Origin of the sequence: Stenotrophomonas sp. (assembly GCF_032066555.1) — a bacterium.
Lineage (GTDB): Bacteria > Pseudomonadota > Gammaproteobacteria > Xanthomonadales > Xanthomonadaceae > Stenotrophomonas.
Window position 1 is genome coordinate 246,293 of sequence record NZ_DAMBKV010000002.1, and the last position, 18,202, is coordinate 264,494.

Sequence of the window (18,202 nt, forward strand, 5' to 3'; positions counted from 1 at the left end):
ACTGTGCGGCCTGCTCGGGGGAGGGGGCCGTGTGGTACGGACAGGTGGGCTTGGTGTCATTGCTCATGGCTGGCTCCTGCTGGCGTTGGGGTTTTGCTTTCACCGACTGTAACCATGGAAGCGTTAAATGAGTAATCAAATGAAACGTTCGCTTTGATAGGGCTTATCTATTGCTCAGCTTGCCGACATAAATGCGCTCTGTTGAAGCCCCGGGAGCAATCCACCGGCTGCCAGCCGTTATGCTGGCCAGCTGACTGTCCCGGATCCACCCATGAGCCAACGCGCCGCCCGATTGCTGCACCTGCTGGATGAATTGCGGCGGCGCCGCACGCCGGTGCGCGGCGCCGAGCTGGCGCAGCGGCTGGAGGTGAGCCTGCGCACCGTGTATCGCGATATCGATGCGTTGCGCGGGCAGGGCGCCGATATCGCGGGTGATCCTGGTGTCGGCTATCAGCTAAGGCCGGGCTTCCTGTTGCCGCCGATGATGTTTTCCGCCGAAGAACTTGAAGCGGTGTTGTTGGGCGCGCGTTGGGTGGCGTCGCACGGCGACCCTGAACTGGCGGCTGCCGCCGACACGGCCTTGCAGCGTGTCATTGGCGTGTTACCGGAGACGCTGCGGCTGCAGGTCGAAACCAGCGGCCTGTTCGCGCCGCACTGGCACGCGGTGCCACCGGAGCCATGGTTGCCGGCTCTGCGCCGTGCCATCCGCGACGGCAACGCCGTGCGCATCCAGTATCGCGATGTCGAGGGCAGGGTCAGTGAGCGCATGATCTGGCCGTTCGCGATGGCCTTCATGGCCGATGTACGCATGCTGGCGGCGTGGTGCGAGATGCGCGGTGATTTCCGCCACTTCCGCGCTGATCGATTGTTGGCATTGGAGGACACTGCGCAACGCTATCCGGCGCAGCGCCATCAGTTGCTGAAGCGCTGGCGCACGCAATGCATGATGGACAATTGATGCATCACTGCTGACAGCGGTTGTCAGCAGCCCCTGCGCACACTGACGGCTCCCAACAAACGCAGGTGCCTGACATGACCGACACGCTCGCCTTCTACACCCATCCGCATTCGCGCGGCCGCATCACCCGCTGGATGTTGGAGGAGACCGGCCTGCGCTACGACGCTGTCATGCTCGAATACGGCACCAGCATGAAGTCCGCGCAGTACCTGGCGATCAATCCGATGGGCAAGGTGCCGGCCTTGCTGCAGGGCAAGACGGTGATCACCGAGAATGCCGCGATCTGCCTGCACCTGGCTGATCTGGCGCCGGCCAAGGCGTTGTTGCCGCCAGTTGGAACTGCCGAGCGCGGCGAGTGCTACCGCTGGGTGCTGTTTGCGGCCGGGCCACTGGAGGCCTTCGTTACCGATCTACGTCATGGCACGTTGGCGCCGCCGATGGAGGCAGGCTACGGCAGCGCTGAGGATTTGATTCGCACACTGGAAACGGCAGTAGCCGGCAAGCGCTATCTGGTGGGTGACAGCTTCACCGTCGCCGATCTGTACATGGCCTCGTTCCTGAGCTACTTCGTCAGCATGGGCCAGCTTGAGGCCAAGCCGGTGTTCACGGATTACTACACCGTCCATCTGCAGCGGCCGGCGTCGGTGCGTGCGGGCGAGTTGGATGATGCCTTGCTACCGCTTGTAGGAGCGGCGTAAGCCGCGAGGCTGGGATTGCTCGAAAGGCGGAAAGAGCCAACCCCTCCCCAACCCTCCCCTTGCCCTTCGGCCAAAGGGAGGGAGTGGCAGTTGTAGTGCCGAGCCATGCTCGGCATTGAGCGGTGCCGGGAAAGTCCCTTGCCGAGCATGGCTCGGCACTACAGGTGGGGCTTCATGCCGAGCATGGCTCGGCACTACAGGGCCGCTGCTGCTCAGATCAGAGACTTCACCCGGTACAGCGCTTCCAGCGCCTGCTTCGGTGTCAGCTCATCCGGATCGATCGCCTGCAGTGCATCTAGAGCCGCTGAGTTCGGCGCGGCAAACAAACCAAACTGCTGCGGCGCATCCAGGGCCTGTGGAGCCATCGCCGCGCTCTGGGTTTCACCGCCGCGCTGTTCAAGCTCGGCCAGACGGCGGCGCGCCTGCGCTACCGTCGACTTGGGCAGGCCGGCCAGCGCCGCCACCTGCAGGCCGAAGCTGCGGTTGGCCGGGCCGTCCTTCACTGCGTGCATGAACACCAGGGTGTCGCCGTGTTCCACCGCATCCAGATGCACGTTGGCGATGCCGCTGGCGCCGCCTTCGTGGCTCTCGTCGGCCAGCGCGGTCAGCTCGAAGTAGTGGGTGGCGAACAAGGTGTAGCAGCGGTTCTGGTAGGCCAGGTGGCGGGCCACCGCGTCGGCCAGGGCCAGGCCGTCGTAGGTTGAGGTACCGCGGCCGATTTCATCCATCAGCACCAGCGAGTGCGCGCTGGCGTGGTGCAGGATGTAGCTGGTCTCGGCCATTTCCACCATGAAGGTGGATTGGCCCTTGGCCAGGTCGTCGCCGGCGCCGATGCGGGTCAGGATGCGGTCGATCGGGCCGATCACCGCACGGCTGGCCGGCACGAAGCTGCCGATATGCGCCAGCAGCACGATCAGTGCGTTCTGCCGCATATAGGTCGACTTACCGCCCATGTTCGGGCCGGTGATGACCAGCATGCGGCGGTCCGGGTGCAGGTCCAGGTCATTGGGCTCGAACGGTGCTTCGCGCACTGCTTCCACCACCGGGTGGCGGCCGCGCTCGATGCGCAGGCAGGCGTCTTCCTGCAGTTCCGGCTGCGCCCAGTCCAGTGCCTGCGCGCGCTCGGCGAATGCAGCCAGCACGTCCAGCTCGCTCAAGGCACCGGCACAGCGCTTCAAGGGCTCCAACTGCTCGCCGACGATGTCGAGCAGGCCTTCGTACAGCAGCTTCTCGCGGCTGAGCGAGCGCTCGCGTGCCGACAGCACCTTGTCCTCGAAGTTCTTCAACTCCTCGGTGATGTAGCGCTCTGCATTGGTCAGGGTCTGGCGGCGGGTGTAGTGCACCGGTGCCTTGTCGGCCTGGCCCTTGCTGATCTCGATGTAATAGCCATGCACGCGGTTGTAGCCGACCTTCAAGGTGGCGATGCCGCTGGCCTGGCGCTCGCGCGCCTCCAGGTCGATCAGAAACTGGTCGGCATGGGTGGACAGGCGGCGCAGCTCGTCCAGCTCGGCGTCGTAGCCTTCGGCGATCACGCCGCCGTCGGACAGTTTCAGCGGCGGCTGTTCGGCAATGGCGCTGGCCAGCAGGTGCGCGCTTTCATCGTGCGAGCCCAGCTCGGCGCGCAACTGCTGCAGGCGCGGCGAATCCAGCGTGTCCAGCTGCGCGTTGATGGCCGGCAACAGGCCCAGGCCATCACGCAGGGTGGAGAAATCGCGCGGCCGCGCCGAGCGCAGTGCCATGCGGGTCAAGATACGTTCGATATCGCCAAGCGCGCGGAAGCTGTCGCGCAGGTCGGCATCGGCGCCGCGATCGATCAGCGTGGCTACGGCATGGTGGCGTTGCTGCAGCACGTTGCGCAGGCGCAACGGGCGGTGCAGCCAGCGCCGCAGCAGGCGCCCGCCCATCGGCGAGACCGTGCTGTCGAGCACGCCGAGCAAGGTGTTGCGGGTGTCGCCATCAACGCGCGTATCCAGCTCCAGATGACGGCGGGTGGCGGCATTCATCGCGATCGCTTCACCAGCGTTCTCCATCGCGATGGCGGTCAGGTGCGGCAGGCGCTGCTTCTGGGTTTCCTCGACATAGCCGAGCAGGGCGCCGGCGGCCCCGGTGGCGCGCGGCTTGTCGTCAATGCCGAAGCCGCTCAGGTCGTGCAGCTTGAAGAAGTTCAGCAGGTGGCGACGACCACTGTCGGCGTCGAACAGCCACGGTGCGCGGCGGCGCACGCCGCTGCGGTGGCGCAGGAACTCCGGCCAGTTTTCCTCGTCGGGCACCAGCAGTTCGGCCGGTTCCAGCCGGGCCAGTTCGGCTTCCAGCGCGTCGTCGTTGTCTACTTCATTGACCAGGAAGCGACCGCCGGCCAGATCGGCCCAGGCCAGGCCGTAGCCGGCCTTGCTGCGCGACAGCGCCATCAGCAAGGTATCGCGGCGTTCGTCCAGCAGGGCCTCGTCGGTGACGGTGCCGGGGGTGACCACGCGCACTACCTTGCGTTCGACCAGGCCTTTGGCCAAGGCCGGGTCGCCGATCTGCTCGCAGATCGCCACCGACTCGCCGACTGCCACCAGCCGCGCCAGATAGCCTTCGAAGGAATGCACCGGCACGCCGGCCATCGGGATCGGCGCACCGCCGGAGCTGCCGCGCTGGGTCAGGGTGATATCGAGCAGGCGCGCGGCCTTGCGCGCGTCGTCATAGAACAGTTCGTAGAAATCGCCCATCCGGAAGAACAGCAGCAGGTCCGGGTACTCGGACTTGGCTGCGAAGAACTGCTTCATCAACGGGGTATGTTCGGGCTTCTTCTCGGTCACGCGGGTTCCACTTCCATTGCCGGGCAGGGGGCTGCCACAAAGGCAACATTGTAGGGGCTGACCCGGCGCAGCACGAACCGTCGGCGTGGGAACTATCCGTGCCCGGCTGTCGCTCCCTTGCCGGCCTGCAGCATCCGCTGGCGGAAGAAGGGATACAGGGCCGCGCTGAACAGGACCGCGACGGTGGCATAGGCCAGCAATTGGGTGTCTGCGCCGAGCAGCGCGTAGAGGCAGTAAACCACCGCTGCGGCGGCGGTGAACAGGCAGGCGGCGCGCATCCATCCCTGTTCACCGCGTTCCAGCGTGGAACAGATCAGTGCACCCGCCGAGAACAGATAGGGGATGATGGTCAGCAATACGGCGATGTTGGTCAGCTGATCAAATTGGCGGGCCAGGGTAGGCGAGGAGGTGGCCAGCAGCAGCGCGCTCATCAGTACCGCCACGATCATCAGGCCGGCGCCGGGCATGCCGTGCTTGTTGAGTCGGCAGAACACCCGGGGGAACAGACCATCCTCGGCTGCCGCCTTCGCCGATTGGCCGACCAGCAGCATCCAGCCGCCCAGCGCGCCGGCCGATTTGAGGATCGCGCACAATGCGATCACCAGCATGCCCCAAGGGCCGATCATCAACTGCGCGACATCGGCAAACGGTGCCGAGGAGTCGCGCAGCTGTGCCATTGGCACGATGCCCATGATCACCAGCGAGCAGCTGATGTAGATCACTGCCGCCAGCGCCAAGCCAAGCAGGGTGGCCAGTGGGATGTTGCGCTTGGGGTTGTCGATCACATCGGCCGATACCGCCGCGCTTTCCACTCCCATGAACGCCCACAAGGCGATGGAGGCACTGCGGGAGATGGCGGCGCTGTCCCCCATGCCGCTGACGTTCCAGCCGGCGCTGAACAGTGCTGGATCGAACCACCACCAACCGAACACGGCGATGCCCAGTATCGGGATCAGGGCCAGCAGCAAGGTGCCGGTCTCCAGGGCGCCGATCCAGCGGGCACCGCGAGCGTTGGCCAGGCTCAGCAGCCAGATCACGGCGAGGGTGAAGCCCAATCGCGGATGGACGTCCTGCAGCCACGGCCACAAGTGGCTCAGGTAGCCGGTTACCACCAGGGCGATGGCGACATTGCCGATCCAGTTGCCGAACCAATAGGCGTAATTGCTGACAAAGCCGATGTAATTGCCGAAGGCGTCGCGCGCGTAGGCATAGGGGCCGCCGGGCTGCGGATCGAGTTGTGACAGGCGGGCGAACACCAGCCCCAGGGCGATGGCGCCAGCGGTGGCGATCAGCCAGCCCAACGAGGAGATGCTGCCGACGGTGGCCAGATTGGCCGGCAGCAGGAATACCCCGGTGCCGATCATGTTGCCGGCAACCAGCATGGTCGCCATGGTCAGGCCCATCTTCTTCGGGGCGGGTGAGCTCATGTCCAGGCCGGGTCGGAAGTGAAGTCGATGGTCAGCCAGAAGCGTCCCGAGCGTGCATCCAGCTGCGATGCGATTTCATCACGCAGGCGGTCGACATCACCGATGCAGCCGAGCTGGGTATCGGGCCTGGTCAGGATATGGATTTCGACAAACTGCATGCGGCCGATCTTGGCGACGTGGCTGGTGAAGCCTTCGAAGTGATGCCTGGCGACGAACGTCTGCATCACCTGTTGCACGAGTTGGTCCAGTTCGCTGGGGGCTACCTGCAGGACTTCGCGCGCGGCTTTCCATGCGCCAAGCAGGGGCACTGGTAGCGTCGCCAAAGCGATACAGGCCAGCACCAAGGGGTCAAGGTAGGGAATCCAGTGCTCATGCGTGCCACCGTGTAATGCCAGTGCAATGACGAACGAGAGCACCACGGCAAGGCTCATCAATCCGGTCAGCAGCCAGGCGCGTGCGTCCAGACGCAGCAGGCCGGATTGCAGTCGCCGTGCATGGCTGCCAATCCATATGGCCATTGCCAGGTCCACCACCGCCAGTAAGCCGGCCCAGATCAGGCCAGGGCCAACCCGGGTTTCGTGGCCGCCATCGCTGAAGCCGATGACCGCATTGGCCAGCGCATAGATGCAGGCCAGGCTGAGAATGGCGCCGCCCAGCGCCTCGACCATCGGCTCCAGATGCCAGAAACCGTATTGGAAGCGCGGACTCTGTTCGCGGGCCATCAGCCGCAGCACGGCCAGAGCTACCAGCGTCAACGCCACATCCACGAGGCTGTAGATGCCATCGAACAGGATGGCCTGCGAGCGGGCGAGCATGCCACCAAAGAAGCCGATCGCAGCGACCAGCACGGTCGCCGCGATGGAAAGTTTCAATACGCGTTGTTCCTGGCGGGTGCTGGTCATCTGGTTGGTCGGCGGCCCGATAGCAATGTAAGGGGAGCTAGGCTCTAAAAGCCCCTCTCCCGTTTACGGGAGAGGGGTTGGGGTGAGGGTGCTTTGAAAGCACGTGGCGCAGATTTTGATCTGAGCAGAGCGGAGCCAAAGCCAAGGCCAAAGTGCAGGAAGCCAAGAGCCAAAGGCTCTCCTCATCTGCGCCTGCAGGGCACCTCGCTCCGCGCCCCGGCCCCGCGTAGCACGCGGGGCGTACGAACAGGCACGGGACTTTGGCTCGCACACGCCTGTTCTCAACCCCGCGAGCGGGAGAAGGGAAGGCATGTATTGCTTTTGCTTCGGGGTCAAACCTTCAGAACCTCCACCCGATAACTCGGCTTCTCCCCGCTGTTGTCGATGATCAAGCCATGCACATCCGATTCAAACCCCGGGAAGCGTGCATTCTGTTCGCGGGCGATGCGCAGCGATTGGATGATGGGATCGTCGCTGGCGCCGAAACGCTCGCCCGGCATGATGGTCGGAATGCCAGGCGGGTAGGGCACCAGCATGGTGCCGGCAACGCGGCCGCTGAGCTGGTCGATGTCCACCCGCTCGATCTCACCACGCACCAGATGGTTATAGGCTTCGGCCGGTGTGATCACCGGCTCCGGCAGCTCCACGTACATCTCGCGCATCACCTCGGCTACGCGGAACTCGCGGTTGAACTCATGCAGGGCTGCACAGAGATCGCGCAGGCCCCAACCGACGTAGGCAGCGGCATTGTCTTCGAGCAGGCTGGGCAGTGATTGGCTCAGCGGTGCGTTGGCATCGTACAGGTCCTTGAATGCCAGCAACTCGGTGACCAGGGTGCTCCACTTGCCCTTGGTGATGCCCATCGAGAACAGGAACAGCACCGAGTACAGGTTGGTCTTCTCCACGGTGATGCCGCGCGACCACAGGAATTTGCTGAGAATTGCCGCAGGTATTCCCAGTTTTCCCATCTCGCCGTCCATCGACAGGCCGGGTGTCAGCAAGGTGACCTTTACCGGATCGATGAGCACATAGTCATCGGCGAGGTTGTCGAAGCCGTGCCAGCGCGCATCCGGGCGCAGGTACCAATCGGGGCGCGAGGTGACCATCGGCTTGCTGCTGTCGCCCTTGGCCAGGGTGCGCTCCACGCCGTCGGGCTGCCAGACCTTGAACCACCAGTCATCGCGGCCCAGATCCTCACTGACGTGCAGCATTGCACGGCGGAAGGCGACGGCCTCATCGTGCATTTCCTGCACCAGGGATTTGCCTGCGTCACCTTCCATCATCTTGGAGGCAACATCGCAGGCGGCGATGATGCCGTAGTGCGGGCTGGTGGAGGTGTGCATCATGAAGGATTCGTTGAAGCGTTCCGCATCCAGTTCTCGGGTAGCGGCATTGCGCACGTGGATCATCGAGGCCTGCGAGAACGCGGCCAGCAGCTTGTGCGTGGAGTGGGTGGTGAAGATGATGGCGTCCTGCTCACGCGGCTTGCCCTTGGCCATGCCGTAGTGGTTCTCGTAGAAGGGATGGAACGCGGCATAGGCGTACCAGGCTTCATCGAAATGCAGGAAGTCCACCGCGGTGCCCAGGTTGTCGGCGATCTTCTCGGCGTTGTAGCAGAGCCCGTCATAGGTGGAGTTGGTGACCACCGCAATGCGCGGTTTCACCCCGGGCTTGGCGGCCTTGCTGGCCAGGGGGTTGGCCTGGATCATCTTCTGCAGGGCCTCGCCGGAGAACTGGTCCAGGCTGATCGGCCCGATGATGCCGTGGGCATTGCGGCTGGGGGTGAAGTACACCGGGATGCCGCCCGTCATGATAAGTGCGTGCAGCAGCGACTTGTGACAGTTGCGGTCGACGAACACGATGTCACCCCGCGCCACCGTGCCATGCCAGACGATCTTGTTGGCGGTGGAGGTGCCATTGGTGACAAAGAAGGTATGGTCGGCGCCGAAATTGCGCGCCGCCTCGGTTTCGGCATCACGGATCGGACCGGTGTGGTCGAGCAGTGAGCCGAGCTCCGGCACCGAAATGGACAGATCGCTGCGCAGGGTGTTCTCGCCGTAGAACTGATGCAGTGCACGGCCAACGGGCGACTTGGTGAAGGCGACACCGCCGGCATGGCCGGGGGTATGCCAGGAGTAGTTGGATTGGGCCGAGTGATGGATCAGCGCCTTGAAGAACGGTGGCAGCAGCTTGGCCATGTAGTCGTCGGCCGCGCGCATCACTTGCCTGGCGATGAAGCTCTTGGTGTCTTCGAACAGGAAGATGTAGCCGTGCACGAACTTGAGCAGCTTGCTCGGTATCTTCTCGATGGTGCGGCGTTCGCCGTAGAGGAATACCGGCAAATCGGCGCGGCGCTGGCTCTGCTCGCGCAGGAAGGCGAGCAGGCGTTGGAACTGGTCGTCATCGTCCTCGGTGCCGTCGATGGAAATCAGTACCGCCGAGGCGGCCACGTAGGTGCGTGCGCCGGCGCGGGCATCGTCCAGGTTCAGGCCGGTGAGTACACGCTGGTCGCTCTTGCGCAGCTCTTCGGCGAGGGCGCGGATAAGGATGCCGGCGATGCGCGGCGATTCGTAGTCGGCATCGATGATGACGATCGGGTAGTCGAGTGATTTGAAGTACATGGTGTTGTTCCTGTCTACCGAGCGGGGGATCAGTTCGTGCTGGCACGGGCGGTGCCAGTCGGAGTGAATTTGGCCAGGCGCTGCTTGCGGCGCTCATCGCTGAAGAATGGATAGAACACGGTGATGAACAGTACGAACAGGAACGCGTACTGGACGATGCTGCCGGAGGAACCATAGATGGCCCACAGGCAGTAGACGACGGTGATGCTGGTCAGTACCCAGAACGCACCGGTGTGGGCGATGGTATGCGAGCGTTCCACCACGAAGTAGCACGCCACGCAGGAATAGATGTAAGGCAGCAGGGTCAGTACCACCGCCGCGGATGTGATCACGTCGAACTGGGCGGACGCGGTCTCCGAGGTCGATGTGATCAGCACCGCAATCGTCATCAGCACGGCAACGATCAACACGCCCTTGACCGGTACTTCATCCTTGTTGATCTTGCTGAAAACGCTGGGAAACAAACCGTCATCGGAGGCTGCCTTGGCGCTTTGCGCGGTCAACAGGATCCAACCGCCCAACGAGCCAGCTGCACCGAGGAAGGCGCACAGACTGACCAGCGCGCCGCCCCAGCCGCCGACCGCGGTGGCCGCTGCCAGCGCAAACGGTGCATCGGAGACCTGCAGGTCGGCATTGGGCACCATGCCCATGATTACCGAGGAGCTGGCGATGTAGGCAATCGCGGCGAGGAAAACGCCTGCCAGGGTTGCGCGCGCCACGTTCTTCTCCGGGTTCTCCACGACACCTGCGGTGACCGAGGCCGACTCCACGCCGATGAAGGCCCACAAGGTCAATGCAGCGGCGCTGGATACCGCACCGAAGTTGGATTGGCCGGAAACGTTGTAGGCGCCCTTGAAGATGGTGGGGTCGAAGTAGAACCAGCCGAAGATGGCAATGCCAAGAATCGGCACCAACGCAAAGCTGGTGGTCACCGTCTGTACGCGGCTGACGAAGGAGGGGCCGATGACGTTGGCGAAGCTCAGGGCCCACACCAGCAGCAGCACCGCGATGCAGCGTGGCAGCGGTTCGGACAGGATCGGGAAGAAGTAGCTGAAGTAGCCCACCGCGGCAATGGGAATGGCAACGTTGCCGATCCAATTGGCGAACCAGTAGATGGTGTTGGTCTGGAAACCCATGTATGGGCCGAACCAGTCACGCGCATAGGCATAGGGGCCGCCTGCCTTTGGCGCGAGCTTGCCGAGTTTTGCGAATACAAAGGCCAACAACAGCGCGCCGGCGGTGGTGACCAGCCAGCCCCAGATCGAGGCGGTGCCGATTTTTGCCAAGCTGGAAGGCAGCAGGAAGACGCCTGAGCCCATCATGTTGCCTGCCACCAGGAAGGTCGCGCCAACGACCCCGATTTTCTTCTGACCTGCCATGACTATCTCCTTTCGCCGGCTGCACCGGGTAATTCGATGGGAAGGGCATTGCGTGAATCGTTGGGTGGCGAGCTGCACATGGCTTGTGCGGGCGTCGGCTGCCTGCTACTTGATGAAGTTGTATTGCAGGCTGCCCTGCAGGCGCAGCGTGTCCGCATCGCGGCCGTCCTGCAGTTGCTGTTGGCCGTATAGCAGTTCCATGCCCATGGTCCAGGATGGTGCTGGGCTCCATAGCAGATTCAGTGCGGCGTAGCGGCTGCGACGGAAGGCGTCGCTGGCCAGTGCGTCAGCGCTGTCGATCTGCAGCTGTCCATAGATCAGGTTGGAGCGCCACAGGTCCGACCAGTAGTGGGTGTAGCCGAAGAAGCCACCGCGCAGCGGCAGCGCCTTCAGCCGGCCGTCGGCGTCAATGGCTGCATCCAGGTTGGAGCCAGTCAGGTCCGCGGTATAGCGGCTGATGCCCTTGCCGCCGATCAGGCCGAACAACAGCAGGTCGCGTTCGGCCACGGCGTAGGAGCCGCTCAGCTGCACGCCGCCGCCGAACGTGCGGTCGCTGCGGCCATCGCCGTCGTAGCCGAGGCTGCGCAGCACCGCGCCAAGCTGCAGGTGCCCCCAGTCGCGTTCCATGCGGGCGATCAGGCTGACATCGGGCAGGTGCTCGGTGCTGCTGTCGCTGTCCCCGGTATTTGCCAGTTGCGAATCCGGGTCTTCCGCGGCCACGGTCAAGCTGTTGCCCTTGCCCAGCGAAAAGCTGTGGTGGATGCCGGCTACCAGCAGGTATGCGGCCGCGCCGGGGCCGGCAAAATCCAGGGTGTCCGGCAGGGAGTCTGCATCCATGAAGGTGGAGTAGCCGTAGCCGGCATAGGTATTGCCCAGCTGGCCATAGGCGTGGCGCAGGCGGAACTGGTAACTGTCGCTGCTGCCGAAGAAATCGTTCTCCAGATAGAAGCGCAGCTTGCCGTGTGTGGTCGGGCGCCGTGCCTCGAAGCTGAAACGGGTCTGCTTGGCATGCATCCCGAAGTGCGAGACATCGCGATGCGGGCTGTCGACCGGGATTGATGAGGGAATGAACTGCTCGGTGTCACCGGCGGCGCGACGGTCTGCAATCGCATCGAGCTTGGCGTAGCCACCGAGTCGGATCATGGTGTCGGTGCCGGGAATGGCAATGAAACCCTTCAGTTCGGGGTCGTTTGGCGAAGGTGCGTTGTCCGGGCGCGAGGCGGCGGTGGAAGGGTCGGCAACCGAATCACGGGCGGGCAGGATGGTCTGGGCCGGCGGCGCTGCCTCGTTACGCGGGGGTGCCGTCGTTGATGATGAAACGGTAGCCCGTGCTGCCGGAACCGTGGAGGTTGGGGCTGGATTGGCCTGGCCCTGCTCAAGCGCATCAAGCCGTGCATTGAGTGATTGCAGGTGTTGCTGCGCCTGGACGATCTCCGCACGCAGTGCGGCGACGGAGTCCTGCGCGCTCGCCGCGCAGGGCAACAACGCAAGTGGCAACAATGTGGCCAGCGTCAGTGGTTTCATCGCCTGTTCCGTGGAGAAAAAACACCTCTCACGGCCGGGACGGATCCCAGCCGCCATTTCACCGATTGCCCACGTGGCGACGCGCTGGATGCCTCCCTCATGCCTGCGTGAAGCCTGCCCATTTACCATGGTCGAGGCGGGGTTATGGCTACGTGAATTTAGGATGAAACCTTATGTCATAAACGGCACGTACCTGACGCGGGTAGCGATTTAGTCTTCGCTTTCGACGCGGCCGATTTCCAACGGCACGCGGCGGCCATCCAACAGGCCGCGGCTGAGTTTTCCATCCTCGATGAACAGCAACTCACCGTTCTCGCCGTCCTTGATGCTGCTGTCGATGGCGATGATGCGATCACCGTGGAAACTGCTGACATGTGGCATCGACGTGTGGCCGACCACGATGCGGGTGAGTCCCAGTCGGTCGAGCACTCCCTGCACGCCGGTTGTATCCAGCTGGCCGTTGAAATAGCCGCGGTACCAGATCGGACTGGTCTTGCCGTCGTACAGCGGTGCAGTGACCGGATCTGCCTTCACCTCCGCCTTGGGCCGACCCAGCGAGGCCTGGTAAGCGGCGTTGGTGGCCGCTGGATCGAGTGCGAGTTGCAGTGCGTCGGGCGAGATGCCTCCGTGCAGGAACAATGTATCGCCGATGCGCAGCAGCACCGGGCGGGTGCGCAGCCATTGCCCGATCACCGAGTCGGCGCCATACAGCTGCGGATAGCTGCGGCCGAGCAGCTGGGCACTGCGCAGGTACTTGGGATTGACGTAGCGCAGGTCGTCATACAGAACCATGGTTTCGTGGTTGCCGAGCACGAAATGGACTGCGCCGCCGGCCTGTGCCGCTTGCTGCTGCAGGCTGTAGAGCAACCAGAAGGCTTCGGTGACCTGTGGACCACGGTCGAATACGTCGCCAGCGACGACCAGGGTGTCCTTGCCCAATGCCCAGTTGTCTTCGTCATTGATCACGCCGTTGGCGCGCAGCAGCCGCTGCAGCAGCGCGTATTGGCCGTGGATGTCGGAGACGGCGACGATGCGCGGCACCGCGGGCAGTACCGCGGCGGCTGGAGTGGCGAGTGGGGTGATATGCAAGGGATGCGGATAGCCGCATTCCGGCGCGACAGCACGAGAGATGTCGCGCCTCGCCCTTATCCTCCGCGAAATCACCTGGTCGTCGCAGATCCATTGCGCCCGTACACGCTTGCCATCGCGGAACACGTAGGGGCCATCGGCCTGCACATGCGCCGCTGGCTGCGGGACCTCGCGGGCGTTGGCATCCAGAGCGGGCAGGGCACTGCACAGCAGCAGGATGAGCAAGGCGCGGAGGAGGGGCATGGCAGGGTTCCAAAGACGGGTGACCGGTTGCACCCGCCTGCAGCCTATGCGGTCGTTGCCCCGGTAGCATGTGCTATCGGTTGGTGTTGGTTGCTGCTCAGTCGCGACGCAAAGCGGTGCGGCCCGGGGCGGCGGGCAAGGCATCGCTGCCCAGTACGACCCGATTGCGGCCCTGCTTCTTGGCCTGGTACATGGCGGCGTCGGCACGTGCCATCACCCGCTCGTAGTCGGGGTGGCCGTCATACAAGGCAACGCCGATGCTGGCGCTGATGGGCAGGAGCTGGCCATCTGCAAGGGTGACTGGCGTATCGACCAGGCGTCGGCACAGGCCATCGGCAATCACCATGGCCTGGCGTTCTTCCACTGCCACCAGTACGACGACGAATTCTTCGCCGCCGTAGCGGAATACATAGTCGCTGCCACGGGTGAACTGGCTGAGGATGCCGGCAACGTGTTGCAGTGAACGATCGCCGGCTTCGTGGCCGTGCTCGTCGTTGATGGCCTTGAAGTGATCCAGGTCCAGCAGCAGCACGGCAAAGCTGTCGCCAGACTTTTCCGCCAGCTCGATCTCGCGGCGCAGCACAGTGGGCAGGAAGCGTCGGTTGAGCAGGTTGGTCAAGGCATCGCAGCCGGCATCCAGCTCGCCGATGCGCTCGAACAACATGCCCAGCAAGGTGCGGATCTGGCTGACCTTGGAGCGCACCTCCTGCAGCTGCGCGGTACGCGCGGCCGGATCGCTGTCCTGCTGCAGGGTGTGCTGCAGCAATTGGTCGACGTCTTGGATCAGACCGCTGATCTGGCGGGTTTCGGAGCTCTCGCCAAAGCTGGGAATGCCCTTGTGGTTGAACCAAAGGCCGAACTCGGAACGGGCCAGGGTCTGGAAGCTGCCCAGGTCGCCCTGCGCTGCCAACGCATACAGGAGCGTGTTTTCCCAATCCAGCAGCAGGGCGCGCTGGCGTTCGCGCTCGGTGCTCACATTCTGTACCAGCGAGAACAGCCGGTAGGCGGCATCCGTGCGTGAGGAACGTTCCCGTGCGTTGGAATAGGCCAGTGTCATACCCTCCAGCGCGATGTCGAACGATGCGGTGAGGCTGGCAATGGCGGTGTGTGCGGCCTCGCCGTGTCCGGCCTGCTCGCCGATCAGTTGGAACAGGCGTTGCTTCAGCACGCGGGTGCCACGGGTAACCAGGTCTACCGGGATGCCCACGCGTGCATGCACATCGCCGATGACACGCTGGTTGGCGATCAACTGCTCGACGTTGTCGGATGTGGCGCGCAGCAGGTCCCTGACCCAGCGCTGCATGGCCGGCTGCAGTCGTACCCGCACCTGATCATGTGACATCGAGCGTGAGGCACGCGCGTCGTTCATCATGACCTTGTAAAAATGCGCGGCCAGTTCAGCGGCATGCGCGTCGGCCAGGCCCGCGAGGATCTGGCTCGCCTCGACACCGGCGGCGTCGAGGCATTGTTTCCAGGCATCGGCCAGAGCGCTGCTGTCGGTGTCAGGGGGTGGTGCGGGAGCGATATTCATGCGTACGACCAGTAAAGTGCCAAGAGGCAGCCGATTATTATCGGCAGCAACAACAGGTTTTTGAGGACTTTGTGTTGATAGTTGAATTCACTGTTTGTTCAAGTTTGCTTGTGTTGGGCAGTATCGGGTTGGCGGGATGATCAGCGCCGGTCCATTTCCGCTGATGGCGCTGGTTGCTGTGCTGGCACTGGCGATTGGCTGGTTCTTCGCGCGCGCATTGGCACCTGCCGCCGATGGGATGCGCAGCCGCGCTGGTGCGGTTGTGCTGGATGCGTTTCTGCTGGGTTTGCTTGGCGCACGCCTGGCGCATGTGGCGCTGCATGCCGGCGATTACCTGGCACAGCCGCTCTCCATCATTCGGCTGGGCGATGGTGGCTATTCGATCTGGGCCGGCCTGCTGGTCGCCGCCGCCTACGCGCTGTGGAAAACTCGCCAACGCGTCCTGCGCAAGCCGGTGTTGCTGGGTCTGGCCGCTGGCGCTGCGCTGTGGGCAATCGGCGGCATGGCGCTGTTTGCAGTGCAGCGCTCGTCGATTCCGTTGCCGGATGCGGTGCTGGTTGATCTGCAGGACAGGCCGGCACCGTTGGCCGCTTTCGCTGGCAAGCCAACCGTGATCAATCTTTGGGCGACCTGGTGTGGCCCGTGCCGGCGCGAGATGCCGGTGCTGGCACAGGCGCAGCAGGCGCACCCGCAGGTGCAGTTCGTGTTCGCCAATCAGGGCGAAAGCCGCGATGAAGTCGCCGATTATTTGCGTGCCGAGAACATGCAGTTGGACAACGTGCTGCTGGATGCCGAGTCGCGCGTGATGCAGCAGACCGGCGCCCGCGCATTGCCGACAACGTTGTTCTTCGGCGCCGATGGGCGCCTGCGCAATGTGCACATGGGCGAGCTGTCGCGCGCCACCTTGGAAGCGCGTCTGCGCGAAATGCAATAACCCTTTCCTGAAAGAGACACACGATGATGCGTTCCCGTTCGATGTTGCTGTTGTTGTCCGCCATGACGCTGGCGCCGCTGGCCTGCGCACAGACCGCCAGTGCCCCGGCTGCGACGGCCGCCAAGCCGGCTGCGGTCAATGAGCCGGCCGTGGTGAAAACCCTGCGTTCGCAGGGTGTTGAGTTCATGGGCACGTTCGAAACACCGGTTGGCCTGACCGGCTATGCCGGCGTCGCTGGCCAGCGTCCGCTGGGCGTGTATGTATCCAAGGACGGCGAGTACGCGGTGGTTGGCACCCTGGTCAACGCCAAGGGTGAGGACGTCAGCGCCGCCAAGCTCAAGGAGCTGGTGTCCGGGCCGATGGGCCAGCAGGCCTGGGCCAAGGTGGAAGCCAGCCATTGGGTGCGCGATGGCAAGGCCGATGCGCCGCGCGTCATCTATTCCTTCAGCGACCCGAACTGCCCGTATTGCAACCGTTTCTGGGAAGCGGCGCAGCCATGGGTGGCCGCAGGCAAGGTGCAGATCCGGCAGATCCTGGTCGGCGTGATCCGCGAGGACAGTGCCAACAAAGCCGCCGCGATTCTGGGCGCAGCCTCACCGGAGCAGGCGCTGATCCAGAACGAGCGTGATTTCGCCAAGGGCGGCATCAAGCCGCTGGCGACGGTACCGGCGGCGGTGCAGGCCAAGCTGCGTGCCAATGAGGCCTTGATGCTGGATCTGGGCTTCCAGGGCACGCCGGGCATCCTGTTCAAGGATGCCGACGGCACGGTGCAGATGCGTTCGGGCATGCCGCAGGGCGATGACATGCAGACGGTGCTCGGACCACGCTGATCACTGAACCGGGCGGCGGCGATGTAATAGTCTCCGCCGCCAGTGGCTGACTAAGCTGGCCCCGCTATGAGGAGCCAGCCATGAGTCACGACCACAACCATCTGCCCAGCGAAATCCGCCACGAGAAACCGCTGTGGTGGGCATTGGGCCTGACCACCGCCTATCTGGTGGTGGAAGTCATCGGCGCTTTCTGGACCAACAGCCTGGCGCTGTTGTCCGATGCCGCGCACATGGCAACCGATGCGATCGGCCTGATGATCGCGTTGACCGCCGTTCGCCTGAGCCGGCGTCCGCCCGATGCCAAACGCACTTACGGTTATGCGCGGTTGGAGGCCTTGGGTGCGGTAGCCAACGGCCTGCTGTTGTTCGGCGTGGGCATCTACATCCTGTTCGAGGCCGTGCAGCGCTTCCAGCAGCCGCAGGCGATCGCCTCCACCGGCATGATGTGGGTGGCTGCATTCGGCCTGGTGGTGAACCTGATCGCGATGCGCCTGCTCAGTGCTGGCAGCGGTGAAAGCCTCAACGTCAAGGGCGCCTACCTGGAAGTGTGGAGCGACATGCTTGGCTCGGTGGCGGTGATTGCCGGCGGCCTGATCATCCACTTCACCGGTTGGACCCTGGTCGATCCGATCCTGGCCGTGCTGATCGGCCTGTGGGTGCTGCCGCGTACCTGGGTGCTGTTGCGCGATGCGATCAATGTGTTGCTGGAGGGCGTGCCGAAGGGGGTGGTGCTGGCTGATATCGAGGCAGCGCTACGCGGGCACGCTGGTGTAGCCGGTATCCATGACCTGCATGTGTGGGCGCTGGCATCGAGCACCCCGGCCTTGACAGTGCACGTGGTGATGCATGACGGTCAGGCGCCGGATGTATTGCGTCGACAGCTGGCGGACCTGCTGCATGAGCGGTTTGATATCGATCATGTGACGGTGCAGGTTGAAGCGGATCACTGCGGTGATGATTGTGCGGACAAGAAGGCGGGTGGCGGTCATGATGATCATGAAGGCCATGCGCACGGGCCGGATGATCAAGGCCATCACGGCCATGTGCACCGCTAGAGGTAGTGCCGAGCCATGCTCGGCAGGGGCTTTGCCGCTGATCCATCAGCCTTCTTTGTTGGTTGTTGGTTGTGGGAGCGGCGTAAGCCGCGAAGCTGGCATTGCTGGAAATTGCCGGAACAACTGCAATCTGATTGATCTGTGGCTTCGCGGCTGACGCCGCTCCCACAACCTGACGCGCGTGCCGGTAAGGCTACTGCCGAGCATGGC

At 63.8% G+C, this 18,202-nt stretch carries 13 protein-coding genes; 5 read left to right on the plus strand and 8 right to left on the minus strand.

Translation table 11 applies throughout. The features are described 5' to 3' along the window. Positions 1-271: 271 nt before the first annotated feature. Both RT131_RS04350 and RT131_RS04355 read left to right on the plus strand, forming a co-directional pair. Entirely contained in the window at positions 272-958 is a 687-nt protein-coding gene (locus RT131_RS04350) for a YafY family protein (RefSeq protein WP_313170598.1), read from the plus strand. Positions 959-1,032: 74 nt separating this feature from the next. After that, on the plus strand, positions 1,033-1,656 hold the full coding sequence (locus tag RT131_RS04355; RefSeq protein ID WP_313170600.1) for a glutathione S-transferase family protein: 624 nt from the start codon (positions 1,033-1,035) through the stop codon (positions 1,654-1,656). Positions 1,657-1,868: 212 nt separating this feature from the next. Here RT131_RS04355 and mutS read toward each other — a convergent pair whose 3' ends face one another. The 8 genes from mutS to RT131_RS04395 all read right to left on the minus strand — a co-directional run bounded on the left by mutS (position 1,869) and on the right by RT131_RS04395 (position 15,173). Then, entirely contained in the window at positions 1,869-4,424 is a 2,556-nt protein-coding gene (gene mutS, locus RT131_RS04360; protein WP_313170774.1) for a DNA mismatch repair protein MutS, read from the minus strand. Between the two features lie 125 nt (positions 4,425-4,549). Beyond that, entirely contained in the window at positions 4,550-5,884 is a 1,335-nt protein-coding gene (locus RT131_RS04365; RefSeq protein ID WP_313170602.1) for an amino acid permease, read from the minus strand. After that, positions 5,881-6,786, minus strand: coding sequence for a cation diffusion facilitator family transporter (locus RT131_RS04370; RefSeq protein ID WP_313170604.1), 906 nt, complete (start codon positions 6,784-6,786; stop codon positions 5,881-5,883). Before RT131_RS04370 ends, RT131_RS04365 begins: the two co-directional genes overlap by 4 nt. Positions 6,787-7,118: 332 nt before the next feature. Next, positions 7,119-9,407: an Orn/Lys/Arg decarboxylase N-terminal domain-containing protein gene (locus tag RT131_RS04375; protein ID WP_313170605.1), complete on the minus strand. Its 2,289-nt coding sequence runs from the start codon at positions 9,405-9,407 to the stop codon at positions 7,119-7,121. 29 nt (positions 9,408-9,436) lie between these two features. Then, on the minus strand, positions 9,437-10,786 hold the full coding sequence (gene adiC / locus RT131_RS04380) for an arginine/agmatine antiporter (protein ID WP_313170607.1): 1,350 nt from the start codon (positions 10,784-10,786) through the stop codon (positions 9,437-9,439). Positions 10,787-10,891: 105 nt separating this feature from the next. After that, positions 10,892-12,310, minus strand: a complete 1,419-nt coding sequence (locus RT131_RS04385; protein ID WP_313170608.1) for a DcaP family trimeric outer membrane transporter — start codon at positions 12,308-12,310, stop codon at positions 10,892-10,894. 210 nt (positions 12,311-12,520) lie between these two features. Then, positions 12,521-13,642 carry a metallophosphoesterase gene (locus RT131_RS04390; RefSeq protein ID WP_313170609.1) on the minus strand — a complete coding sequence of 374 codons (1,122 nt, stop codon included), beginning with the start codon at positions 13,640-13,642 and terminating at the stop codon, positions 12,521-12,523. A 97-nt stretch (positions 13,643-13,739) separates the two neighbouring features. Then, positions 13,740-15,173, minus strand: a complete 1,434-nt coding sequence (locus RT131_RS04395; protein WP_313170610.1) for a GGDEF domain-containing protein — start codon at positions 15,171-15,173, stop codon at positions 13,740-13,742. A 163-nt stretch (positions 15,174-15,336) separates the two neighbouring features. Here RT131_RS04395 and RT131_RS04400 point away from each other — a divergent pair, with 163 nt between their 5' ends. From RT131_RS04400 to RT131_RS04410, 3 genes are all read left to right on the plus strand, one after another. Continuing rightward, the gene (locus tag RT131_RS04400) at positions 15,337-16,107 is read left to right on the plus strand and encodes a TlpA disulfide reductase family protein (protein ID WP_313170611.1); all 771 of its coding nucleotides are present in this window, start codon (positions 15,337-15,339) and stop codon (positions 16,105-16,107) included. Positions 16,108-16,130: 23 nt separating this feature from the next. After that, positions 16,131-16,937, plus strand: coding sequence for a thiol:disulfide interchange protein DsbG (gene dsbG / locus RT131_RS04405; protein WP_313170613.1), 807 nt, complete (start codon positions 16,131-16,133; stop codon positions 16,935-16,937). A gap of 80 nt (positions 16,938-17,017) precedes the next feature. After that, entirely contained in the window at positions 17,018-17,992 is a 975-nt protein-coding gene (locus tag RT131_RS04410; RefSeq protein WP_313170615.1) for a cation diffusion facilitator family transporter, read from the plus strand. The last annotated feature ends 210 nt before the right edge of the window (positions 17,993-18,202 follow it).